The 23,718-nt window shown below is 51.9% G+C and carries 19 protein-coding genes; 8 read left to right on the top strand and 11 right to left on the bottom strand.

Annotation, left to right across the window (positions count from 1 at the left end):
• Position 1: 1 nt before the first annotated feature.
• Genes R5268_RS04810 through R5268_RS04795 form a run of 4 tightly spaced genes read right to left on the bottom strand, consistent with a single transcriptional unit; the run spans position 2 to position 3,226 of the window.
• Positions 2-349, bottom strand: a complete 348-nt coding sequence (locus tag R5268_RS04810) for a cupin domain-containing protein (RefSeq protein WP_004237520.1) — start codon at positions 347-349, stop codon at positions 2-4.
• 38 nt (positions 350-387) lie between these two features.
• Positions 388-1,128 carry an ABC transporter ATP-binding protein gene (locus R5268_RS04805; protein ID WP_317418849.1) on the bottom strand — a complete coding sequence of 247 codons (741 nt, stop codon included), beginning with the start codon at positions 1,126-1,128 and terminating at the stop codon, positions 388-390.
• Positions 1,125-2,144: a FecCD family ABC transporter permease gene (locus R5268_RS04800; RefSeq protein WP_046892653.1), complete on the bottom strand. Its 1,020-nt coding sequence runs from the start codon at positions 2,142-2,144 to the stop codon at positions 1,125-1,127. The genes R5268_RS04805 and R5268_RS04800 overlap by 4 nt, the downstream gene beginning before the upstream one ends.
• Positions 2,144-3,226, bottom strand: a complete 1,083-nt coding sequence (locus tag R5268_RS04795) for an ABC transporter substrate-binding protein (protein WP_317418848.1) — start codon at positions 3,224-3,226, stop codon at positions 2,144-2,146. Before R5268_RS04795 ends, R5268_RS04800 begins: the two co-directional genes overlap by 1 nt.
• 96 nt (positions 3,227-3,322) lie before the next feature.
• Here R5268_RS04795 and R5268_RS04790 point away from each other — a divergent pair, with 96 nt between their 5' ends.
• Complete coding sequence (locus R5268_RS04790; RefSeq protein ID WP_317418847.1) at positions 3,323-4,039, top strand: Crp/Fnr family transcriptional regulator; 717 nt, start codon at positions 3,323-3,325, stop codon at positions 4,037-4,039.
• Between the two features lie 55 nt (positions 4,040-4,094).
• On the opposite strand, the gene R5268_RS04785 is transcribed toward R5268_RS04790, so the two are convergent.
• Positions 4,095-6,134 (bottom strand): TonB-dependent receptor family protein, encoded by a 2,040-nt coding sequence (locus R5268_RS04785; protein WP_218455549.1) that lies wholly within the window; start codon positions 6,132-6,134, stop codon positions 4,095-4,097.
• A 109-nt stretch (positions 6,135-6,243) separates the two neighbouring features.
• Entirely contained in the window at positions 6,244-7,767 is a 1,524-nt protein-coding gene (gene norR, locus R5268_RS04780; protein WP_317418846.1) for a nitric oxide reductase transcriptional regulator NorR, read from the bottom strand.
• 198 nt (positions 7,768-7,965) lie between these two features.
• On the opposite strand from norR, the gene norV reads away from it, so the two are divergent.
• From norV to ytfE, 3 genes are read left to right on the top strand one after another with little or no spacing between them, the layout of a single operon-like run.
• Entirely contained in the window at positions 7,966-9,468 is a 1,503-nt protein-coding gene (gene norV / locus R5268_RS04775; protein WP_317418845.1) for an anaerobic nitric oxide reductase flavorubredoxin, read from the top strand.
• Positions 9,465-10,601, top strand: coding sequence for an NADH:flavorubredoxin reductase NorW (gene norW / locus R5268_RS04770; RefSeq protein ID WP_317418844.1), 1,137 nt, complete (start codon positions 9,465-9,467; stop codon positions 10,599-10,601). Before norV ends, norW begins: the two co-directional genes overlap by 4 nt.
• Positions 10,602-10,638: 37 nt before the next feature.
• Positions 10,639-11,301, top strand: coding sequence for an iron-sulfur cluster repair protein YtfE (gene ytfE / locus R5268_RS04765; RefSeq protein ID WP_046892160.1), 663 nt, complete (start codon positions 10,639-10,641; stop codon positions 11,299-11,301).
• A gap of 1 nt (position 11,302) precedes the next feature.
• On the opposite strand, the gene R5268_RS04760 is transcribed toward ytfE, so the two are convergent.
• The 3 genes from R5268_RS04760 to R5268_RS04750 form a co-directional block, all read right to left on the bottom strand.
• The gene (locus tag R5268_RS04760) at positions 11,303-11,584 is read right to left on the bottom strand and encodes a hypothetical protein (protein ID WP_107679172.1); all 282 of its coding nucleotides are present in this window, start codon (positions 11,582-11,584) and stop codon (positions 11,303-11,305) included.
• Positions 11,585-11,859: 275 nt separating this feature from the next.
• Positions 11,860-12,180, bottom strand: coding sequence for a hypothetical protein (locus R5268_RS04755; protein ID WP_317418843.1), 321 nt, complete (start codon positions 12,178-12,180; stop codon positions 11,860-11,862).
• Positions 12,181-12,749: 569 nt separating this feature from the next.
• Positions 12,750-13,751 carry a 2-hydroxyacid dehydrogenase gene (locus R5268_RS04750; RefSeq protein ID WP_052927802.1) on the bottom strand — a complete coding sequence of 334 codons (1,002 nt, stop codon included), beginning with the start codon at positions 13,749-13,751 and terminating at the stop codon, positions 12,750-12,752.
• Between the two features lie 153 nt (positions 13,752-13,904).
• Between R5268_RS04750 and R5268_RS04745 the strand changes: the two genes are divergently transcribed.
• From R5268_RS04745 to R5268_RS04735, 3 genes are read left to right on the top strand one after another with little or no spacing between them, the layout of a single operon-like run.
• Positions 13,905-16,535, top strand: coding sequence for a YdbH family protein (locus R5268_RS04745; RefSeq protein WP_317418842.1), 2,631 nt, complete (start codon positions 13,905-13,907; stop codon positions 16,533-16,535).
• On the top strand, positions 16,532-16,723 hold the full coding sequence (locus R5268_RS04740; protein ID WP_004237534.1) for a YnbE family lipoprotein: 192 nt from the start codon (positions 16,532-16,534) through the stop codon (positions 16,721-16,723). The genes R5268_RS04745 and R5268_RS04740 overlap by 4 nt, the downstream gene beginning before the upstream one ends.
• 8 nt (positions 16,724-16,731) lie before the next feature.
• The gene (locus tag R5268_RS04735) at positions 16,732-17,070 is read left to right on the top strand and encodes a YdbL family protein (protein WP_182107073.1); all 339 of its coding nucleotides are present in this window, start codon (positions 16,732-16,734) and stop codon (positions 17,068-17,070) included.
• A gap of 85 nt (positions 17,071-17,155) precedes the next feature.
• Here R5268_RS04735 and R5268_RS04730 read toward each other — a convergent pair whose 3' ends face one another.
• On the bottom strand, positions 17,156-17,761 hold the full coding sequence (locus R5268_RS04730) for an FMN-dependent NADH-azoreductase (RefSeq protein ID WP_046892156.1): 606 nt from the start codon (positions 17,759-17,761) through the stop codon (positions 17,156-17,158).
• A 186-nt stretch (positions 17,762-17,947) separates the two neighbouring features.
• Between R5268_RS04730 and hrpA the strand changes: the two genes are divergently transcribed.
• Positions 17,948-21,919, top strand: coding sequence for an ATP-dependent RNA helicase HrpA (hrpA, locus tag R5268_RS04725; protein ID WP_410795821.1), 3,972 nt, complete (start codon positions 17,948-17,950; stop codon positions 21,917-21,919).
• 247 nt (positions 21,920-22,166) lie between these two features.
• Here hrpA and R5268_RS04720 read toward each other — a convergent pair whose 3' ends face one another.
• Positions 22,167-23,558 carry an amino acid permease gene (locus R5268_RS04720; RefSeq protein ID WP_046892154.1) on the bottom strand — a complete coding sequence of 464 codons (1,392 nt, stop codon included), beginning with the start codon at positions 23,556-23,558 and terminating at the stop codon, positions 22,167-22,169.
• Between the last annotated feature and the right edge of the window lie 160 nt (positions 23,559-23,718).

The raw sequence follows: 23,718 nt of genomic DNA, 5'->3' as shown, positions 1-23,718 counted from the left end.
TTCAGTCCTGTTTATTTTCCGGTTCACGTAACATCACCAGCAGCATTTTTGCCCGCTCCGGCGCATCCACGGCATGAGGGATATTGGCCGGCATGCGGACAATATCTCCGGGTTTTGCTGTTACCGGTTTTCCGGCAATGGTCAGGATCAGTGAGCCTTCCGCAATCATCACAATGGCATCAAACGGGGCGCTGTGTTCAGAGAGCGCCTGACCTTTATCAAAGGCAAACAGAGTGATATTGCCGCCGCCGTTTTTGGCGAGAACCCGGCTGGAAATACCCTGTTCGGTGTAGTTCACCAGGTCTGCGATCACTAATGCTTCTGCCGGGGTAATCGTGTTATTGCTCATAATGTGTATCCTTATGGTTAATCAGGTAATAAATAGGTTCAGCGGAACAGGGGGATAACCCCGCAGGTCTGCCGCTGCCGGTGGTTAACCGGCACAACGGAAACCGGAAGCTGATACAGCGTTCCCAGATTCTCTTCAGTCAGCAGTGCGGATGTCCGGCCAAACTGTGCTTGTGTACCGTCAAACAGTAACAATGAATAATCCGCAATATGCAGGGCATGCTGCGGGTAATGACTGGTAAATAAGATAGTTTTACCGCGCTCTGCGGCCAGCATTTTCAGAACGGAGAGAACGGTGTCCTGGTTAGCCAGATCCAGTGCGGAAGTCGGTTCATCCAGAATCAGAATTTCCGGTTCACCGGCCAGGGCGCGAGCAATCATCACCATCTGCTTTTCACCACCGCTGAGCAGGTTAAATGAGGTGTCCGCAAACCGGGTTAATCCGAGGTCGGCCATCGCCTGCTCTGTGATGTCATGGTCACGCCGGGAGGGGGACGCATACCAGGGGAGATGGCGGATGCGGCCGAGGCTGACCATCGTACGGACAGAATAATTAAACAGTGCACCGCTGAGCTGCGGGACATAAGCGGCCGGAGCATTGAGCTGTACATCACCCTTTGCCCCTTTCTGAAGATTGAGCAGCAGACGCAGCAGCGTTGTTTTCCCGCGGCCGTTCGGGCCGAGAACCGCGGCGATGCTTCCCGGTGGCTGACGGAACGTGAGTCCGTCAAATAACGGGCGTTTGCCGGTGTGGTAACTGAGCTGATTAACATGGATCACAGGTCGGCCACCTTTTTATTCATGGAGTGAATGAGCAGGGCGAAAACAGGGGCCCCGATCAGTGCGGTGATAACACTCAGCGGAATTTCCGCACTGGTCATACTGCGCGCCAGGGTATCGACCGCGATCAGATAAATCGCGCCGGTCAGGGCACTGGCGGGCAAAAGGACGCGATGGTCATGTCCGCTGATTAACCGCGCGATATGCGGGATAATCAGCCCGACCCAGCCGATGGTGCCGGAAACAGCAACGGTGGCACTGGTGATAAGCGTCACACAGATAAGTATAGTCCAGCGGGTTGCGGTGACCGGCAGTCCCAGCGCCTGAGCATTTTCTTCGCCGAGCGACAGCACATTGATGCGGAAGCGCAGAGCAAAAATAATCCCGCCTGCAATGATGACCACCGGCAGCAATACACTGACTTTCAGATAGGTCGCGGTGGCAAAACTTCCCATCAGCCAGAAGACGATGGTTTGCAGGGTATTATTCGGATCAGCAAAATAGGTGATCAGCGAGATCAGTGCGGCAAAAAAAGCATTAATAATAACGCCCGCGAGGATCAGCATCAGCAGACTGCTGCCGTGCCGGTTCAGTCCCAGCAGAAAGACCAGCACAATGGCCAGCAGGCCGCCGAGAAAGGCAAAACTGATGGTGATAAACAGGGAGGAAAAAAGCAGCAGAGCCAGCGCGCCGCCCAGTGCCGCACCGGATGAAACGCCGATAATCTGCGGCCCGACCAGCGGGTTGCGGAAGATGCCCTGTAAGGCGGCACCGGCAACGGCGAGCCCGGCACCGGCCAGTCCGGCAATCAGAATGCGCGGTAAACGGACATACAGCACCACGTTTTCAGCCGTGCGGCTGTACTCCGCAGACGGACTGCGTCCGGACAGGGTATCCGCCAGGATCTGCAAAACGGCTGTAACAGAAACCGCATAGCGTCCGGCACACAGAGCAAGCAGTATGGTCAGCAATAACAGGGCAGACAGCAGGCACCACTGCAAACGAACGTTTCGCATCACGGACGTCCCATCAGTGTCAGGTAATCACGGCCATCCCGGTTCAGGTCGAGTTGCAGAATACGGTCTGTTTCTGCGTCAGTGAGGGAGTAACCGTAGAGTTGCAGATAGCGTTTGCGGATCTCTTCCCGCAGCGGAAACGATGCTGTTTCCGGATGGAAAATCTGAGACAGCCACTGCCAGTACAGCGGTGTTTCCTGATTCGGCGCATCCCAGATAAAACCGCCGATCGGCAGTTTATAGACACGTTTGTTTTTTACCGCAGTCACATCACTGAGCATCGGGTTATTATAAATATCAGCGGGAGCCAGTCCGGCCTCAAAATTTCCCAGCAGGATAATGTCCGGGTCCCACACCAGAATCTGTTCGATATTCAGGGTGCGCGGCCCGGTCAGATCACGGTTGAGACTGACACCACCGGCGAGTGCAAAATCGGCATTGTTATGAGAGGTGGCACCGAAAGTCTGAATGCTTTGTTTAAAATGGGACAGATAGAGCACTCGCGGCTGTTTGTCTTCCGGAATGGCAGCAACGCTGTTTTCCAGCTGATTGATCACCTGTTTGCGCCAGGCGATCAGTCCGTCTGTTTTGGTTTCTTTGCCGAGGGTTTTCCCCATCAGGGTTAACCATTCCTGTGTATAGGCTTCTTTGCCGTAATCCAGCGTGGCGACCGTCAGACCGGCGTTGCGCATCGGCGTGATAATGTCATCGCCCCTGTGTCCCCACTGCCAGACCAGATCCGGATTAACGGAGAGCAGCGCTTCAATATTCGGGGCAAAATCATTTCCCACCATATCACTGCGTACGGAGAGTACATCCGGAAACATCACACTGAGCATGCCGTCGCGGGCTGCGACACCGGCAAACGGATGCATACCGGCGAGCCGTTTACTGCTTTCGTCAACACTGACCAGCATGGATGCAGCCGGAATGGGGATCACCACAATCCGTTCTGCCGGGGCGGGCAGTTCAATTTTCTGCTGTGACATATCGGTGAAATGTACGGCACCTTTTGTGGCATAAGCTGCTGTTGTGCAGGTAAAAATCAGCGCCGGGAGTAATGCAAATCTATTACTAATCATAAGGTTATTCGCCTTTTATTTTATGATTAAATTGATAATGCGATTGGTTATCATTTATAATTGCATTTATTCTGGCTGCACTGAGAGGAAAACCCTATGACATTTGTCAAAAAGACCCTTGCCCCCGCACAGCAAATGGCGATCCTCCGGTCATGCCCGTTATTTCAGGCGGCAGAGGAGGATGCTCTGGCGCTGGTTCTGGCAGACAGTACGTATCGTCAGTTTGCGGCGGGGGAGCTGATCAGCCGTGAGGGTGAAACGGTAAAAGCCTGTCCGCTGATCATCAGCGGGCAGATTGATGTTTTCCGCCATACCTGGTCGGGTGAGGAAAAAGTGTTCGGTATGTTTACGACGGGTGAGCTGGTGGCGATTGCCGCGGTCTTTATGCCGCATAACCGCTTCCCGATGAGCCTGCGTGCAAGAGCTGACAGCAGCGCGCTGATGCTGGATAAACAGGCGATTTTACGTCTGTGTCATGCCTGTCCGGCCATTATGGCGCAGTTATTGTCACGGTTCAGCCTGAAGCTGTATGAAAATATCAACCATATCGACTGGCTGACCTCCAGCTCAGCGGAGCAGCGGCTGGCCGCCTATCTGCTGGATCTGAAACGGTGTCAGCAATCGGATTGTGTGGTGCTGCCGTTATCGCGCGGGCAGCTGGCCGCAAAATTAGGCGTCCGCTATGAAACACTCAGCCGTCTGTTTTCCGGCTGGCGGCAGAAAGCGTTTATCGGGATTGATAAAGACGCGGTGCGGATCACCAATGAATCCTATCTGGCGGAACTGGCGATCCCGGCGCAGCGCCCGTTCTGAGAAATAAAAAAATCCCCGTCCGGATTTCCGGGCGGGGATTTTTTATATTATGTGATCAGAAATTATACGTAATACCGCCGTTGACACTGAATCCCATCCCCGGGAACAGCGTACTGTCTTTGGCTGTAACCGAACGGTTCGCCACTGACGTGGTGGCGTAGTGCTCGTTGGTCAGGTTATCCACCGACATATAGAGTGACCAGTTATCCGCAGGCTGGTAAGTGCCCCGCAGACCGAGCACGGCATAGTGTTTGCGTTTCTGAATATCGAGGTGGTTTTCGTGATCGACAGCCATATCGGTTGGTGCCCAGTGAATATTCGGGCCGAAACGCCAGTCGCCGATTCGGTACAGTACTTCCGCCGAGACAATATTACGCGGAATGCCGGCGATATAATTGCCGTTATACTCACCGCCCATAAAGCGGAAATCATTCCAGGTCCAGGCCAGTTTATATTCCACATCACCCGGACCTGCCGGGATCACGCCGTTAATACCGGCTTCCAGCCCCTGATGGCGGGTTTTGGCGGCATAGTTAAAGACCCCGGTAATATTACCTTCTGAATCATAGGTTGTGATGTATTCATCCTTAATGAAACTGCGGTAGAGCGCCACATTCCATTTCAGTTGTTCAGTAAAATCACCATCGCCGCCGATTTCGAAAGTGACGCCTTTCTGCGGGTCCAGTTTTGTCAGGCGACCGTCTGAGGAGTTAATAATTTCATGGAACGTCGCAGGTTCCTGACTGGCGCTGACGTTGGCAAACCAGCGCTGATTATCCGCCGGACGCCAGATAACACCGGCTTTCGGTGTCCAGAATGTCCAGCTCTGATCCAGTGAAACGGAACTGTTCCGTTTTTCCGTATCACGCCGGGCATGTGTGGCTTTGAGATCCAGATTCAGTGTCAGATCCGGTGTCAGATGAATACCGGCACCGGCAGAGGCATAGATATTGTCTGCTTTGCCGTCAAATTTCCCGATTGGCGTTTTGTCCATCGGTGTGCCGCGCCGGTTCTGCATCAGATCAGTTTCCAGACTCATATGATCGGCTGCCAGTGCTGTCCGCCAGGAAACCGGTTCGGTTTCCATCTGCCAGCTCAGTTGCATCCCTTCGCTGTGGCTCTGACTGAAACGGTAATAGGCAGGGGTAGTGAAATTATCATGGGTGCGGATATACCAGACACCGGCACTGATGCGCTGATTATCAATCTGCCAGTCAGAACGGTTGGCCGCACGGAACTGCTCCACATTACGGTGCGGGTCGCGCAGCCAGACCATCGGGTAAACTTCAGTCGGATCACTGTCGAGCACCGCTTCGGAAACCGGGCCTGCGACATCAAAACGCAGATCTGTCCAGTTCAGAGAAGTGCGGTTTTCAAAGTTATCGCCGGTATAACCAAAGTTACCGCGTACCGTTTTGCGTTGTGATGAGGAATGTTTACGATAACCGTCGAAATGGTCGTAAGTGAAATTGATACGCCCGTCAAAACGGCCGTCATCCGATACGCCGCCGAATGCGGTTTGCAGGCCCTCACGGCCATGCGACCCGTATTCATAGCGTAAACGTCCGCCTTCGTCGCGGCCGGTATAGGAGATCAGATCCAGCTCACCGCCCAGGCTGTTACTCTGCGGATTAAGGCTGTTTGCACCACGCCGGACGCTGATCATCCGTGCATCCCGCATTTCCAGAGTGCTGATATGGAAACTGCCGTCAGCATCGGTGACCGGCAATCCGTCCTGCATCAGTAAAATACCGCGTGCCAGCGGCGCGCTTTGTACCCCGGAGCCGCGGATATTCAGACGCGGCTGGTCGATACCACCGAAGAAATTCTGTACCAGTACACCGGGCTGATAATCCAGCGCATCATGCAGTGTGGCCAGGCGGGTATCTTTTTCGACCATAATCAGGTTGGTGCCGCCCGCGACATTTTCCAGTTTCTCTCGTTCCTGAGCGGCATCCGGTGCGAGACGGCTTTGTTTTCCGGCGGTGACAACAATGGTGTCCGGTGCGGGTGCCGCAGCCGCAGCGGTGACACCGGCAGTGAGTGAGAGCGCGAGGCAGTGTGTCAGCCTGCGGCGGGTGAGTCTGTTCTGCATTATCCCTGACCTCTTAAATAGAATGGTTATCATTTTCATTTGAGGGCATAACATAGTGCAGAAAATGCGGCTGACCCTATGACATTTGTCAAAAAGTCCCGTCCGTGGATTATTTCAGCCCCAGACGTTTTGCCAGCCGGTGCAGATTTCCGGCATCAATCCCGAGACTGCGGGCTGCCGCTGCCCAGCTGCCGTCACTGCGGGCAAGGGCTGTGCGGATGAGTCCCGCCTGAAAGGTATCGGTGGCACTGCGCAGATCCTGATCGGCTTCTTCAGCGGGAAGCTGATGGCTGGCAGCCGGTTCTGCGGTTTCCTCCGGTGAAAAATGATGAGGCTGCAACAGCAGCTCATCACTGCTGCCGGTGGCCCGTGCCAGAACAATGGCGCGGTGCACGGCATGTTCCAGCTCCCGCACATTGCCCGGCCAGTGGTAGTGCAGCAGCGCCAGGCGTAACGCGGGGCTTATTACCACCTGCGGCAGACCGAATGTCTGACGGTAGCGTTCGCAGAAATAGCCGGTCAGCAGCAGAATGTCTTCATGACGTTCCCGCAGCGGCGGTACCTGTAACGGGAAGATACTGAGCCGGTGAAAGAGGTCAGCCCGGAAATGACCGGCCGCGACTTCAGCCCGCAAATCCCGGTTAGTCGCCGCCAGCACGCGGACATTCACCCGCAGCGGCCGGTCATCGCCAACCCGCTGGATATCACCGTACTGTAATACCCGCAGCAGTTTGGCTTGTAAGGCTGGTGATAACTCACCGATTTCATCCAGAAACAGCGTACCGTTATCCGCCATTTCAAATTTCCCGCTGCGGTTGCTGATAGCCCCGGTAAATGCGCCTTTGACATGACCGAACAGCTCACTTTCCGCGACGGTTTCCGGCAGGGCCGCACAGTTAAGATAAACCAAAGGGTGATCACGGCGGGCGGATAATTCGTGAATGGACTGCACCACCAGCTCTTTACCGGTGCCGGTTTCACCGCTGACCAGCACATTCATATCAGCACCGGCCACAATAGCTATCTCTTTCTTTAACTGCATCATGCAGGGCGACAGGCCGATAATATCGGTTTGCCCGCCGGTTTTACCGGCCGCCAGCCCGGCGGAGGAACTGAAAGCCAGTTGCTGAGCCTCAAGCTGACCTATCAGCAGGGCATTATTGAGCGCCCCGGCGGTCAGGGCGGCAATCAGCCGCAATTCCTCATCACTGAACGTATCAAACTGATCCGGTGCGAGGCTGTCGAGTGTCAGGGCGCCGATAAGATTTTGTCCGGCAAACAGCGGCAGACCGGCGCAGGCATGAACTTTCAGATGGACATGATCCGGGATCAGCCCGTCATAAGGGTCGGGCAGGTGGCTGTCAGCCGGAAAACGGACAATATCCCCGGCGCGGGCAATTGCTTCCAGCCGGGGATGCGCTTCCAGCCGGAAACGACGGCCGAGAACATCCGGCGACAGCCCGTCAATCGCCAGCGGAATAAACTGATGTGATTCATAGCGCAGCAGTGCGGCCGCATCACAATTCAGCACCCGGCGCAGTGTGGACACCAGGCGCTGAAAGCGATCCTGATGGCCGATATCCCGCTGTAAGGCAATAGCAATGCCGGTGAGTACGTCGACTGAAAATCCCATGCTGTCCTCCGCTGTCGTGATGGCAATGCAATGTCATTAAGACAGTACAATGTCATATTGACAGTCAATTGCATAGTCATTTTGACATGTATTTTTTGCGCTGAAATTTAAAATCCTTATAAAACAACGAAGTAAAAGTTGGCACGCAAATTGATTATCTCTCTGTAACGAAGCATAAAAACAGAAGGTAAATATCAAATGGCTATTCATGTAAAAAATAATGTGCATTGGGTCGGACAACGTGACTGGGAAGTACGCGACTTCCACGGAACAGAATATAAAACCCTGCTCGGCAGCAGTTATAACAGCTATCTGATCCGCGAAGGAAAAAATGTCCTGATTGATACGGTTGACCACAAATTCAGCCGTGAGTTTGTGCAGCATTTACAGACACAAATCGACCTGAACGATATTGATTACATTGTGATTAACCATGCGGAGGAAGATCACGCCGGGGCATTAACCGAGCTGATGGCGGCGATTCCGGATACGCCGATCTACTGTACTGAAAATGCCATTGATTCCATTAACGGTCATCATCATCATCCTGAATGGAATTTTAATGTGGTAAAAACGGGGGATACGCTGGATATCGGCAACGGCAAGCAACTGATCTTTGTTGAAACCCCGATGCTGCACTGGCCGGACAGCATGATGACTTACCTGACCGGTGATGCCATCCTGTTCAGTAATGATGCGTTTGGTCAGCACTATTGTGATGAACGCCTGTTTAATGACGAAGTGGATCAGACCGAGCTGTTTGAACAGTGCCAGCGTTACTATGCCAACATTCTGACGCCGTTCAGCCGTCTGGTGACACCGAAAATTACTGAAATCCTCGGCTTCGGGCTGCCGGTGGATATGATTGCGACGTCACACGGCGTGGTCTGGCGTGATAATCCGACCCAAATCGTGGAGTGGTATCTGAAATGGGCGGCAGATTATCAGGAAGATCGTATTACCATTTTCTACGACACCATGTCCAACAACACCCGCATGATGGCGGATGCGATTGCTCAGGGTATTAATGAAGCGGACCCGGATGTGGCGGTGAAAATCTTTAACGTTGCCCGCAGCGACAAGAATGACATTATCACCAGTGTTTTCCGTTCAAAAGGAGCGCTGGTGGGCTCATCCACGATGAATAATGTCATGATGCCGAAAATTGCAGCCATGCTGGAAGAATTAACCGGTCTGCGGTTCCGCAATAAAAAAGCAGCCGCTTTCGGCAGTTACGGCTGGAATGGCGGTGCGGTTGACCGTGTGCAGACCCGGCTGATGGATGCCGGTTTTGAAACCACCATGTCGATGAAAGCAAAATGGCGCCCTGATCTGAATACACTGGAAGAGTGCCGTCAGTACGGACGCGACCTGGCGCGCCAGTGGGCCACCGGGATATTACCGGCTGTCAGCAGACCGGCGGCACCGGCACCACAAGCGGTCACACCGCCACCGGCAGCAATTGCAGCTGAAACAGAAGAAGTAAAACCATGTGACAGTGTCACTAATGTAACTTCGCAGGATTTGGGACCGTGCATGCAGTGCAGCGTATGCCAGTGGATTTATGATCCGGAAAAAGGTGAGCCGATGCAGGATGTGGCACCGGGTACGCCGTGGTCTTGCGTGCCGGATAATTTCCTGTGTCCGGAATGCTCTCTCGGCAAAGACGTGTTTGATATCCTGGCAACGGAGGCGGTATGAGTGCAGGTATTGTGATTATCGGCGGGGGCTTTGCTGCCCGCCAGCTGGTAAAAAATATCCGTAAAACCGATACAGAGGTACCGCTGACAGTGATTGCGGCAGATAGTATCGATGAGTACAACAAACCGGATTTAAGCCATGTGATCAGTCAGAATCAATGTGCGGCTGATCTGACAAAGCAAACAGCGCAGGCATTCGCACAGCAATATAATGTGGCGCTGTTCCCGCATACCCGGGTCAGCAGTATTGATACACAACAGCATCTTATCGGCAGTGATCAGCAGCAATGGCACTATGACAAGCTGGTGCTGGCAACCGGGGCAACGCCGTGCCGCCCGCCGGTGCCCGGTAATGAACTGATGGTGACACTGAACAGCCGCGAAGATTTTCAGCAGCACGAAACACAACTGCGCAGCGCACAGCGGGTACTGATCCTCGGCAGCGGTCTTATCGGTACTGAACTGGCGATGGATTTCTGCCGGGCCGGTAAAACCGTCATTCTGGCCGATATGGCCGCCAGCATTTTATCATCACTGATGCCGGCAGAGCTCAGCAGTCGTCTGCGCCATACCCTGTCTGCCTCCGGGGTACGGGTACTGACAGGAACACAATTGCAGTCACTGATAAAAACGGAAGACGGCACCGAAGCCCGCTTTGATCATGACTGTATAACCCGTGCGGATGTGGTGATTGCCGCCACCGGCCTGAAACCGGATACCTCACTGGCAGAGATGGCCGGGCTGACTGTCCGGCGCGGTATTGTGACTGACAGTGCATTACAGACATCCGACCCGGACATTTATGCCCTCGGCGACTGTGCGGAAATTGACGGTAAAGTCATGCAGTATCTGCAGCCGATTATGCTCAGTGCTGTTTGCCTGGCGAAAAATCTGACCGGCGGGCAGGGAAAACTGGCACTGCCGCCGATGCTTATCCGGGTGAAAACGCCGGATCTGCCGGTACAGCTTGCCGGGGATTTCCATCATCCGGATCTGCAGTGGAGCATTGATATCAGCCGCAGCGGGATGACCGCCAAAGGCCATGACAGCGCCGGAAATCTGCATGCGTTTGCGGTAACGGAAGAGAAACTCAGTGACGCTTTTTCGCTGTTACGCCAACTGCCGCAGCACTGATCATCACGTTTTCTGACTGAATTCTGAGGTAATAAAAATGACATTACGTGAAAAAACCCTGGGTGAACTGGCTTTGTCTGTGAACGGGGCATCAGCACTGTTCCGCCGTTATGATCTGGATTTCTGTTGCGGGGGCAAGCGCACCCTGGAAAAAGCGGCAGAGAAAAAATCCCTGAATATTGATGAAATTGAACAGGCGTTACTCGCCCTGAAAGATGAAGCACCGGCGCAGGACTGGCGGAAAGCCCCGCTGAACGACATTATCGCCTTTATTATTACCCGTTATCACGATCGCCACCGGGCTCAGTTACCGGAACTGATTTTACAGGCTGAAAAAGTGGAGCGGGTACATGCGGCCAAAGCCAGCGTACCGAAAGGGCTGGCCCGGCAACTGACCGCACTGCATGATGAACTGACTTCCCATATGATGAAAGAGGAGCAGGTCCTGTTTCCGATGATCTGCAACGGTATGGGGCCGCAGGCGGCAGGGCCGGTACAGGTGATGGAAGCAGAACACGATGATGCGGGGGATATTGTGGAGGTGATTAAGTTTATCACCGGCAATGTCACACCGCCGGAAGAGGCCTGTACGACCTGGCGGGTACTGTACAACGGTATCAATACCTTTATTGATGATTTAATGGAACACATCAGCCTGGAAAATAACTTATTGTTCCCGCGCGCTCTGGCCGGGGAATAAATCAGTCGCTGATATCATGACGGAACAACGGGATATATTGTCCGCCTTGTTGTTCCGTCCGTTGTTTTTCCTCTTCACTCCAGCCGTAATTAATCGCATGACTGACGGCACCGGACTCACAGTCAGTAATAATCAGTGAGGCTGCGGGTGCTGCGGTATACGCAGTGAGTACACGGATAAGCATATTCAGTTCATCACGGGTAAAAGTGACTTGCGTCTCAGTGGCGGCGGATTGCCCGGTGGTTTTCAGATGCTGCAATAAAGCGGTCAGATGACTATCCATCAGTGAGGTTATCTCCTTTACCGGTATCATTAAAATTCCTTGATTTAAATGATACGTTATCATGCAACTGAGATTCGCACTACCGGCTGAATCTGATTGTTTTGCGGATGACGGCGGAATGAATAACGAGGGTTGTTATAAATGAAAAAATCAAACACCCGGAGGTGTTTGATTTTAATTTTCATCAATCGTTATTATTTTTTGTTTTACGGGTTGATATAATTATCAGCAATCCCGTTATTTTTATATTTGCTGTGTTGTATATCTTTGCCGAATCAGCGATAGCTTACAGTAACGATATGTTTTCCTGAATCAGACGGAACAGGGGTAACATTAACCTCACCGATATTATCCGGAATTAAGTCATTGCTGAGCGTATTTCCCGCCTGAAGACGGCTGCTGAACTTACTGATTTCACCGGAACGGTAACATTCAGCATTTACGTTATTGTCTGATATCTGATAGGTGCACGGTGCTTCAGTCAGCAGACCGTTGAATGTGATTGTACCGCCTTGCTGGCCTTGTAATGACTCGCTGTGTGCAACAAAAGATAATGCAATACCTGCTACTAAAATTAAACGACTTAATATAGACATAATTTTACTCTCTGTATTCGATACCGGCAGAAAATATCCCGTATTAATAATGTGTGGGATACATCAGCTGATAACATCACGAATGATAGTTAATAGTTAATTAAAGTATATGATCGCTGCGGCTTACTTTATATTTAAAATATTACATCAATATAATTAAACGAAACTGTAACAAATAGCCACTCATCATAAATAAGGTATCTGTTCGTTACGTTCGTTTTATTTAGGATTTGTTTATCAAGTATGTTTTATAATGCAGGCATTAAAATAATAATACATTATTCAATATCTATATCCTGTCCGCCCCGTTCCGGGGCTTTTTTTTATCCCGGCTATATTCCTTCCTGAATCTGACCAGATATGAAAGGTGTGTCAGTTACTGTGATTGTTGAGAAAATCTCATCAAACAACGGAGGAGGATGTTAGCATCAAAAATTGAGAGGATCAAAATTAAGAATAAACTTAATGACTTCATATAAGTTTATGTTTTTTGGTTTTTTTGTAAAAAAATTGCCGGAATTCAGGATAAAATTCCGGCAATTAAATTGTAATATCCTGTGTGTATTGCGCTAATTTTGTAACACGACGTTACAGCATGTTTCACCGTTATAGAGGCTGGTGATATTTTCCAGCGTGGTTTCGCTGATGCTCAGCAGCGCTTCTTCCGTCAGAAATGCCTGATGACCGGTAAAAAGGACATTATGGCAGGAGGAGAGGCGGCGGAAGATATCATCCTGAATGACATCATTCGATTTGTCTTCAAAGAACAAATCCCGTTCATTTTCATAAACATCCATACCCAGCGCACCAATTTTCTGCTGTTTGAGGGCATTAATGGCGGCAGCGGAATCAATTAACGCACCGCGGCTGGTATTGATGATCATCACACCATCTTTCATTTTGGCGAATGCGGTTTCATTCAGCAGATGATGGTTTTCCGGTGTCAGCGGACAATGAAGCGAAATCACATCAGACTGTGCAAACAGCGTGTTCAGATCGACATACTCCGCGCCCAGATCCAGTGCAGCCTGGTTAGGATAAGGATCAGACACCAGCAGGCGCATACCGAACCCTTTTAAAATCCGCAGCACGGCCAGCCCGATTTTTCCTGTGCCGACCACACCGGCGGTACGGTTATGCATATTAAAGCCGGTCAGGCCTTCGAGAGAAAAGTTGGCATCACGGGTACGCTGATACGCACGGTGAATACGGCGGTTCAGACTCAGCATCATCCCGACGGCGTGCTCTGCCACGGCTTCCGGAGAATAGGCGGGTACGCGGACAACCTGTATCCCAAGCTCCTGAGCGGCCGCCAAATCCACGTTATTAAAGCCGGCACAGCGCAGTGCGAGGATTCTGATATTGAGATCTGCCAGTTCCTGTAATACTTCCCGGTTCGCATCATCATTGACAAAAATACAGACCGCATCAGCGCCCACGGCGTTTTTTGCTGTCTGTTGTGTCAGCGGGAAATCGAAATATTCGATATCATACTGAAAGCGCGGATCCTGATTAATCAAATCCATATGTTTGCTGTCGTAATGCTTGGTACTGTAACTGACGATTTTCATCGGAGTTCCTCTGCTAAAATAAATCGCTACACTAAACCGGATAGCCCTGACAAAATAGGGTGAACCTGTGTTCAGAAAGGGTTGAAATTTACTGACTACAGTATAACGCTTAGTTGATGTCACTGTAACCGGAGAACTGCACCTCTGAGGTCTATGAAAAAATTACTGAAAGTGCTGGTGGTACTGCTTGTTCTGCTGATCATTATCCTCTCTGCCGCCTGGCTGACTATTCCGCGCTGGCTGCCCGCCGTGGTGAAGTCCTCGTTACCGGAAGGCGTGACGCTGTCACTTTCTCAGCCAAAAATCCTTGCAGGCGGTCTCTATATAGAAGAAGCAGCTATCGGCAGTAATACGTGCAGGCTGGCGGGCGGAGAAAACCTGTCGCTTCATTATCAGCGCGGCGGCCGCTGGCTGATTGATGCCGGTTCAGTGACCAGTGATGCGGACTGCATTCAGAAATTACCTTCTGTGCCGGAAGAAGCAAACAGCACACCGGTTGATATTGGTGCTCTGCTGTCGCAATTACCGCCGGTGACACTGACCGCCGGTAAAGTCATTCCTGCTCCCTGGCAGGCGTATCAGGGGAAACTGAGCCTGACAACCACACCCGGACGCGGGCAGCATCTGAGTTATCAGGGAGAGAACATTCAGGCAGAACTGACGATTGATCCTGAGCTGAATGTAACCCTGTCGCAATTAAATGCGGTGATCGGTGATGAAAAATTTGCACTCAGCGGCGCGCTGACGCTGCCGCTGAATACCGCCTCTCTGCCGGAGAAAGGGTCGTTACAGGCTGCCGTTGATACGACCGCCCGGCCGCAGCCGCTGGCAGTGACTTTTGACTGGCAGGGGCGGCAGGGTACGCTGACGCTGCGTGAGGCCGGGTCACAGGACGTGCTGCTGAATATTCCCTGGGAAGCGGCCGCAGACAGCCTTCTGATTAAAAACGGAGAGTGGCGCTGGGATGAATGGGAACAACCGCTGCGGGGGACGCTCAGCGCGGAGCTGAAAAACTGGCTGGCGCCACCGGCAGATATGCGGCTGAGTGCCCGGATTGCGGTCACCACGCAGGGGGCACGCGGCAAAGGCACGATGGTACTGCAATTACCGGAAACACCACTGCCGCTGGCTGAGTTTACGGTTCCTTTCGAACTGGCCGGGCGGGTCAATCATAATGATATGTGGGCGGCCGGGCGTGTTCCTGCGGTACTGACCGGTACGATTGCCGATCCGGTGGTCAGGTTACGTTCCGGGGCTCTGGTACGGGCCCGCGGGCAGCTCAGCCCGGATTTTCTGGTGGAAGAGCTGCGCCTGCCGCTGGCGGGAACCTCGTTGTCACAGAAAGGGATCTCCGGGCCGCTGGATGCCATTGTGACGGTAAATAATCCGGAGCTGGGACGCTACCGTTTTCAGATGAAAGGCCAGGCACGGGAATTCTTACCGGATAACGGGCGCTGGTACTGGCAAATCTGGGGAAAAGGCCGGATGAAACCGCTGAATGCAGACTGGACATTCTCCGGTGCGGGTTCCTGGCTGGACGAGGAAATCCGTATCAGAAAGCTGAATACGGGATTCAGCGGTATCCGCTACGGTATGATGTCGATGGATACCCCGGCGCTGACACTGTTATCTCCGCTGGTCTGGATCCGGACAGAGGGGAAACAGAAACTGTCGGGTAAAGTACAGCTGACCACGCGTAAAATCCGTGTGGACAGCAGTTATCTGCCGTCTGCCACTTTCGATATGGCGCTGGATGGCCGTGATCCCCGCGATTTTTCAGTTAAAGGAACACTGTCAGCCGGAAAAAATATCGGGCCGATACACTATTGGAGCCGCTGGGATGGTGTTCGTCTGCGTGGCGAGGCACGCTGGCCGGAGCAGGATATGCGGGCATTTCAGACGCTGATCCCGGCTGATCTGGGGATCACTCTGCGTAACGGCGTTTTCTATGCCCAGGCAGCGTATTCCGCCGCACCGGGCCAGGGTTTTGTGGCCGGCGGGCACTGGGTGGTCAAACAGGCGGGGATGTGGCTGAAAGACGGCGAAGTGGATGGTGTTGATTTTGTACTGCCGTGGCGTCTGGCGGACAGCCGCTGGCAGCTCGGCAGCAAAACCCCGGTGATGCTGCGTATTGCGCGGGTGAATAACCTGTTTGAAGTGACCGGTATTAAAGCGGATCTTCAGGGTTATTATCCGTACGATGATGCCTATCCGCTGGAACTGTCCGGTGTCAGTCTGGATGTGCTGGGCGGGCAGGTCACTATGCCGTCGCTGACTATTCCGCAGAAAACCGCAGCGGTGATAAAGCTGGATAAACTGAATACCGGGCCGCTGATCAATACCCTGAAGGTGACACAGTTTTCCCTTGAGGGCAGTATCAGCGGGGAATTGCCGTTTTATATTGATAATCCGCAGTGGATTGTGCATAACGGTTGGGTGGAAAACGACGAACCGCTGACCCTCAATCTGGATAATCAGTTTGTTGCATCGGTCAGTGAAAACAATATTTCAGCAGGCACCGCCATTAACTGGCTGGATTATCTGGTGATGAAACGGGTGCGGACGGATGTTAATCTGACCAACCTGGGGGTACTGACAATGTCATCGGTGGTTTCCGGGTATAATCCGGTACTGGATGCGCGGCGGGCGGTAAACCTGAATTACCGGCATGAGGAAAATGTGTTTCAGCTATGGCGCAGTCTGCGTTTCGGCAGCAATCTGGAAGCCTGGCTGGAAAAGAGTATTTCACAGAATCAGGAGTCATATCCGACGGAGTCAGAATGAAAAAATGGATAGCAGGTGCGGTATTACCGCTGATGATTATCGCACTTAACGGGTGTCTCCGGGTGGAGGTTGCGACACCGGATAAACCCATCGATATCAATATGAACGTCAAAATTGAACATGAAATTAATGTCAAAATTGACCGTCAGGTTGAAGATTTGCTGAAAAATAACTCAGCGATATTTTGAGGTGAATAATGCGTAAATTCATTAACGGCGGGCTGGCCGCACTGACATTACTGATCAGCACCTCAGCGTTTGCGCTGACACTGGATGAAGCCAAACAGCAGGGGCTGGTGGGGGAAACATTCAGCGGTTATATCGCAGCAGTGGAGCAGGCGTCGTCACGGCAGGATGTCAGTGGTCTGGTGAAAGAGATTAATACGGCACGGACACAAAAATACACAGAGCTGGCACAAACTAACCGGATGAAGGCCGGAGAAGTGGCAAAAATCGCCGGTCAGAAACTGGTGGCCCGTGCGCCGCAGGGAGAATATGTGCTCGGTATCAACGGTAAATGGCTGAAGAAAGAGTAACGGATGCAAAAAAAAGCGCCGGATGACCCGGCGCGGAACAAGGATGATTAATGATGATACAGCTTGTTTTTATGTTGTTATCCGGTTATGCGGAAAGTGCTTCAACACACTGACGGGCATTCTGCTGTGCTTTTTCGGCAAAATCCTCACCCATCGAGACACCCTCGGCATAAATAAACTCAATATCACTGATACCGATAAAACCCAGGAACTGTTTCATAAACGGCACAATCAGATCAGAAGTCAGATCACGGTGGAAGCCGCCGCGGGCAGTCAGGACAATCGCCCGCTTACCTTTCACCAGACCTTCGGCACCGTTTTCGGTATAACGGAACGTTTTACCGGCAGAGGCGATGAAATCCAGATAAGTTTTCATTTGTGTCGGTACGGTGAAGTTATACATTGGTGCGGTGAATACGATAACGTCGTGTGCAAAAAGCTCATCAATCAGTTCAGTCTGTAACGCATTTGCAGACAGCTGACGCTGTGTTAAGGTGCCGCCTGCCGGTGCATGCATGCCGGAAACAATTTCATTATCCAGAACCGGTACCGGCTCAGCACTCAGGTCACGGACAGTGATCGCATCATCTGCATGATTTTTCCGCCATTGTCCGATAAAATAATCCGCCATTTTGTTGGTGTGAGAGTAGTCCGCAAGAATACTGGATTTCAGAACGAGAACTTTTTGCATAGTAAACCTTGTTATTGTGATTCAGCTTATTTATTACGTGATTTATTACGTGAATAGTGTAAGAAAACCGCTGTATAAAGAACAGCGGATAAATTCGGCGCATAGCATCAAAAAATCTGACAATGTCCGGATGCGGCAAGTTTAATAAAGACGGGCGGTGTGTGTTACTCCGAAAACGGGATAACAATGATAAAGGGGAAACCCGCCGCACAAAAAGTCAAACCGTACCGACGGCAATCTATTACCTATCAGAAGGACAGCAAGGTGAATTCCCTTCTTAATGAATTAAAACAATTAATCCCCCATTTATCGCTGCGGGAGCAGCACCAGTTCCGTAAACGGCTGGCGGGTGTGGCGAAGATCCGCAACCCGGAATCTCAGCAGAAGGTACTGGCGGGATTACAGGATGAGATGCTGCGTGGTATCAGCCGGACTGAGCTGCGTATTGCTAACCGGCCGGAGATTACGTATCCGGACAATCTGCCGGTTTCACAGAAGCGTGAGGCCATTTATAACGCGATCCGCGACCATCAGGTAGTGATCATCGCAGGGGAAACCGGTTCCGGGAAAACCACGCAGATCCCGAAAATCTGTCTGGAGCTCGGGCGCGGTATTACCGGATTTATCGGTCACACCCAGCCGCGCCGCCTGGCAGCAAGAACGGTGGCTTCCCGTATCGCGGATGAACTGAAAGTTCCCCTTGGCGGTGCCGTGGGCTATAAAGTCCGTTTCAGTGATCAGGTCGGTGATAATTCACTGATTAAGCTGATGACAGACGGTATTCTGCTGGCTGAATTACAGCAGGATAAGCTGCTGCTGCAATATGACACCATCATCATCGATGAAGCGCATGAACGCAGCCTGAATATCGATTTTATCCTGGGGTATCTGCGTCAGCTGCTGCCGAAACGTCCGGATCTGAAAGTGATCATTACGTCAGCAACCATTGATCCGGAACGATTCTCCCGTCATTTCGGCAATGCGCCGATTATTGAAGTCTCCGGCCGTACCTATCCGGTGGAAGTCCGTTATCGTCCGGTCATGGGGGAAGAGAACGATACTGATCGCGATCTGACACAGGGCATTCTGGATGCGGTACATGAGCTGGGGCGTGAAAGCGCCGGGGATATCCTTATCTTTATGAGCGGGGAGCGGGAGATCCGTGAAACCGCCGATGCTCTGAATAAAGCCGATTTACGCCATACCGAAGTACTGCCGCTGTTCGCCCGTCTATCCAACAGTGAACAGAACCGGATTTTTCAGCCGCACACCGGGCGGCGTATCGTGCTGGCCACCAACGTGGCGGAAACCTCACTGACAGTTCCCGGTATCAAATATGTGATTGATACCGGTTTTGCCCGTATCAGCCGCTACAGCTACCGGACAAAAGTTCAGCGTCTGCCGATAGAGCCGATTTCTCAGGCATCGGCAAATCAGCGGAAAGGGCGCTGCGGACGTGTTTCTGACGGGATCTGCATCCGCCTCTATTCTGAGGATGATTTTCTGTCACGGCCGGAATTTACCGACCCGGAAATTCTGCGTACCAACCTGGCTTCCGTTATTCTGCAAATGACGGCGATCGGGCTGGGCGATATCGCCGCTTTCCCGTTTGTGGAAGCGCCGGATAAACGCAATATCCAGGATGGTGTAAAACTGCTGGAAGAACTGGGTGCTATCGACGGTAAAACCTCCGCCGAAGGGCATTATCATCTGACACAAACCGGGCGTCAGCTGGCAAAACTGCCGATTGACCCGCGTCTGGCACGGATGGTACTGGAAGCCCGTAATCATGGAGCGGTGCGTGAAACCATGGTGATCGCCGCGGCGCTCTCTATCCAGGATCCGCGTGAGCGCCCGATGGAGAAACAACAGGCTTCTGATGAGAAACACCGCCGCTTTGCGGATAAAGAATCCGACTTTATTGCTTTTGTGAATTTGTGGAACTACCTGAAAGAGCAGCAGAAGGTGCTGTCTAACTCTCAGCTGCGTAAACAGTGTCGTCAGGAATTCCTTAACTATCTGCGTATCCGTGAATGGCAGGATGTGTATACCCAGCTGCGTCAGGTGGTAAAAGAGCAGGGAATACCGGTTAACAGCGAACCGGCGGATTACCGCAGCGTGCATCTGTCACTTTTGAGTGGTCTGCTATCTCATATCGGGCAGAAAGACACGGAAAAACAGGAGTTCACAGGGGCGCGTAATGCACGTTTCTCTGTCTTTCCGGGCTCCGGATTATTTAAGAAACCGCCGAAATGGGTGATGGTGGCGGAACTGGTCGAAACCAGCCGGTTATGGGGGCGTATTGCCGCCAAAATTGAACCGGAATGGATAGAGCCGCTGGCGCCGCATCTGGTGAAATACCACTACAGCGAACCGCACTGGGAGAAATCACAGGGCGCGGTGATGGCGACAGAAAAAGTCACGCTGTACGGGCTGCCGGTGGTGGCAGGACGTCCGGTCAATTACGGCAATATCGACCCGGTGTTGTGCCGCGAACTCTTTATCCGTCATGCACTGGTGGAAGGTGACTGGCAGACCCGCCATGCTTTCTTCCGGGAAAACCAGACACTGCGCAACGAAGTGGAGGAGCTGGAACACAAATCCCGGCGCCGCGATATCCTCGTGGATGACGAAACATTGTTCAGTTTCTACGATACCCGTCTGCCGCCGGATATTATCTCGTCACAGCATTTTGATAACTGGTGGAAGCGGGAACGGTTACAGAAACCGGATTTTCTCAATTATGAGAAAAATATGCTGATCCGCTCTGATGCGAACCAGGTGACCGCGCAGGATTATCCGAACTACTGGTATCAGGGGGATCTGAAATTCCGTCTGAGTTATCAGTTTGAGCCGGGAACGGAAGCGGATGGCGTGACTGTACACATCCCGCTGCCGGTACTTAACCAGGTCAGTCCGGAAGGATTTGACTGGCAAATTCCGGGACTGCGTGAAGAATTGGTTATCGCACTCATCAAATCTCTGCCTAAACCGGTACGCCGTAATTTTGTGCCTGCGCCGAACTATGCGGGAGCATTTATGGAGCGGGTACCTGAGCCGCAGGGCGCATTACTGGATGCACTGGAACGGGAGCTGCGCCGTATGACCGGTGTGACCGTTGATCGCGAATCCTGGCAGCCGGAGCAAATTCCGTCACATCTGAAAATGACTTTCCGTATCACAGGAGATAAACAGAAAAAACTGGCGGAAGGTTATGATCTTGAGGCACTGAAACTGAGCCTGAAAGAGCAGGTACAGCAGACGTTATCTGATGTGGTGGATGATGGTATCGAACAAAGCGGTGCACATATCTGGCGTTTCGGTGATATCCCCGGCTGTTACGAACAAAAGCGCGGTGGTTATGCGGTAAAAGCCTACCCGGCGCTGGTGGATGAAAAACAGAGTGTCGGCATTAAGGTCTTTGAAACGGAATTTGAACAGCAACTGGCGATGCAGGCGGGAACACGGCGTTTACTGCTGCTGAACATTCCGTCACCGATCAAATATCTGCATGAAAAATTGCCGAACAAAGCCAAACTGGGGCTGTATTTTAACCCGTACGGTAAAGTGCTGGATCTGATCGATGACTGTATCGCCTGTGGTATCGATAAACTGATAGCGCAATACGGTGGTGTGGTCTGGCAGGAGGATAAATTCGCACAGTTACAGGAATTTGTCCGGGCAGAGCTGAATGAAACGGTTGTCGGTATTGCGAAGCTGGTGGAGCAGATTCTGACTACTACATTTGCTATCAGTAAACGCCTGAAAGGGCGGATAGATATGCAGATGGCATTTGCACTCTCTGATATCAAGGCACAGATGAGCGGGCTGGTCTTTCCGGGATTTGTTACCGCTCATGGCTGGCAGCGGCTGCCGGATATCCTGCGCTACTTACAGGGGATAGAGCGGCGTATCGAAAAACTGGTGTCTGATGTTAACCGCGACAGGGCGAACATGAGTAAGATTGAGCATGTTCAGAATCTGTGGAAACAGTGGCAGGGCAAGCTGTCGCCGGTGGAGAAACGCAGGCCGGAAGCAGAGGCCGTGCGCTGGATGATCGAAGAGCTCCGCATCAGTCTGTTTGCCCAGCAACTGGGTACGCCGTATCCGGTTTCAGATAAGCGGATTATTCAGGCAATGGAACAAATCAGCGGGTAAAGTGCCGTTTTTACGGTATACTGTTTATTTATCCAGTATTGATGATTATAGTAACAAACGGGCATATCATCGCCCGTTTTCTTTTTATTTATCGTATATCCACCCTATTTAGTTACAACATACAATGTGTTTTATTACAGATACCCGCAGGAAGCATCAGCGTTGTCTTTGTTCAGCAGAAAGAATTAGCGGGATACGGGGGAGGAGACAAAAAGCCGGTCAGTGACCGGCTCGTATTTTCGGAGCTTCAGCGCACCAAATACCAGAGCGCAGGAACGGCGGCTATCAGCAGGGCAGCAATAATGCTCCACTCGATAAAATGCAGTGTGGTTTTTATCTCACGGTTTTTCAGTGCATACAGAAAGACCAGAATACCCGGCGCATAGAGCACAACAGACAGCATGAGATTGATAATGCCGGATGCATAAATCAGCCACAATCCATACAGGGCTGCGATCATACCTACGCCGAGCAGTGCCGGTTTCTTCATTTTCAGGGCGGTTTTTACCAGAAATGCACCGACCAGGAAATAAGGCACCAAAATCATTTCAGAAGCAATGGTCAGCAGCGTATTGTAATTACTGCCGCTGAGCCAGATCAGCACCAGTGCAAGCTGTACAGCACCGTTGGTCATCCACAAAGATGAAGAGGGGGCATTATTCGCATTCTGTTTTTTGAACGGTGACGGGAAAGAGCCATGCAGTGCCGCGATAAACGGGACTTCCGCGGCCATAATCGTCCAGCTCAGGTAAGCACCGCAGACAGAAATAATCAGACCTGCTGCAATAATAATCTCACCGCTGCCGCCAATCAGGCTCACCATCAGTGTCGCCATCGATGGATTGCGCATTTCTGCCAGTTCCGGGCGGGCAACAACCCCCATTGACAGCAGGGTAACCAGGATATAAATCGTCAGTGCGGAAATCACCGCCATCATCGTGGCCAGACCGACATCTTTACGGCGGCGGGCACGGGCGGAAACCACAACAGCGCCCTCAATCCCGATAAATACCCACAGCGTGATCAGCATGGTATCTTTCACCTGCTGCCACACCGGAACACCAAGATCCACACCGGTGAAATCAAGATGGAATGTATCCCAGCGGAACGCGATCACTGCCAGCACGATAAACAGTCCGAGCGGAACCAGTTTGGCGAATGTCGCCAGCTTATTGATACCGGCAGCAGTTTGTACACCGCGCAGAACCAGACAATGGACAAACCACAGCAGAATGGATTCCCCAATCAGCGCCTGCCAGGTATTTCCGTCACCGAAAATAATGCTGTCAGGGGTATCGGTAAAAAAGCTGAACGCTGCAAATACAATGACCAGATAAGAGACGTTAGCGATCACCGCACACAGCCAGTAGCCCCAGGCTGAGCAGAAACCGATCAGTTCACCGAAACCATCTTTGGCATAGGTAAAAATACCGCCGTCCAGATCCGGACGCAGCCGGGAAAGCAGCAGCAGAGCAAAAGCAAGAAAGAGGATACCGACACCGGTAATTGACCAGCCGATAATAAGTGCAGCCGGACTGGCCACTTCGGCCATATTCTGCGGAAGACTAAACACACCGGCGCCGACCATAGAACTGAGCACTAAAGCGGTGAGCGCGGTTAAACTGAGTTTTTTATCCAAAAGACCTTCCCGGTAAATCTGATGCGTTAAGCAGGTTATTCATGCAGTCAATCTGACTGAATACGCAAAAATTGGCGCTGATTGTACGGAGAGTCGGCGGGATATGCAATGTTTAATCATGCATTAATTGCATTATATTATGCATATTTGCTGTATATCA

Origin of the sequence: Morganella sp. BCCO 40_0007, assembly GCF_032989665.1 — a bacterium.
In the GTDB taxonomy this organism is placed as follows: domain Bacteria; phylum Pseudomonadota; class Gammaproteobacteria; order Enterobacterales; family Enterobacteriaceae; genus Morganella; species Morganella sibonii.
Note: the sequence above shows the minus strand (reverse complement) of the source record. Positions and strands in the feature narration are given on the sequence as shown.

Coding starts and splice junctions, on each gene's coding strand:
- R5268_RS04810 (WP_004237520.1), bottom strand. CDS start 349: ATGAGCAATAACACGATTACCCCGGCAGAAGCATTAGTGATCGCAGAC.
- R5268_RS04800 (WP_046892653.1), bottom strand. CDS start 2,144: ATGCGAAACGTTCGTTTGCAGTGGTGCCTGCTGTCTGCCCTGTTATTG.
- R5268_RS04795 (WP_317418848.1), bottom strand. CDS start 3,226: ATGATTAGTAATAGATTTGCATTACTCCCGGCGCTGATTTTTACCTGC.
- R5268_RS04790 (WP_317418847.1), top strand. CDS start 3,323: ATGACATTTGTCAAAAAGACCCTTGCCCCCGCACAGCAAATGGCGATC.
- R5268_RS04785 (WP_218455549.1), bottom strand. CDS start 6,134: ATGCAGAACAGACTCACCCGCCGCAGGCTGACACACTGCCTCGCGCTC.
- norR (WP_317418846.1), bottom strand. CDS start 7,767: ATGGGATTTTCAGTCGACGTACTCACCGGCATTGCTATTGCCTTACAG.
- norV (WP_317418845.1), top strand. CDS start 7,966: ATGGCTATTCATGTAAAAAATAATGTGCATTGGGTCGGACAACGTGAC.
- norW (WP_317418844.1), top strand. CDS start 9,465: ATGAGTGCAGGTATTGTGATTATCGGCGGGGGCTTTGCTGCCCGCCAG.
- ytfE (WP_046892160.1), top strand. CDS start 10,639: ATGACATTACGTGAAAAAACCCTGGGTGAACTGGCTTTGTCTGTGAAC.
- R5268_RS04760 (WP_107679172.1), bottom strand. CDS start 11,584: ATGGATAGTCATCTGACCGCTTTATTGCAGCATCTGAAAACCACCGGG.
- R5268_RS04755 (WP_317418843.1), bottom strand. CDS start 12,180: ATGTCTATATTAAGTCGTTTAATTTTAGTAGCAGGTATTGCATTATCT.
- R5268_RS04750 (WP_052927802.1), bottom strand. CDS start 13,751: ATGAAAATCGTCAGTTACAGTACCAAGCATTACGACAGCAAACATATG.
- R5268_RS04745 (WP_317418842.1), top strand. CDS start 13,905: ATGAAAAAATTACTGAAAGTGCTGGTGGTACTGCTTGTTCTGCTGATC.
- R5268_RS04740 (WP_004237534.1), top strand. CDS start 16,532: ATGAAAAAATGGATAGCAGGTGCGGTATTACCGCTGATGATTATCGCA.
- R5268_RS04735 (WP_182107073.1), top strand. CDS start 16,732: ATGCGTAAATTCATTAACGGCGGGCTGGCCGCACTGACATTACTGATC.
- R5268_RS04730 (WP_046892156.1), bottom strand. CDS start 17,761: ATGCAAAAAGTTCTCGTTCTGAAATCCAGTATTCTTGCGGACTACTCT.
- hrpA (WP_410795821.1), top strand. CDS start 17,948: ATGATAAAGGGGAAACCCGCCGCACAAAAAGTCAAACCGTACCGACGG.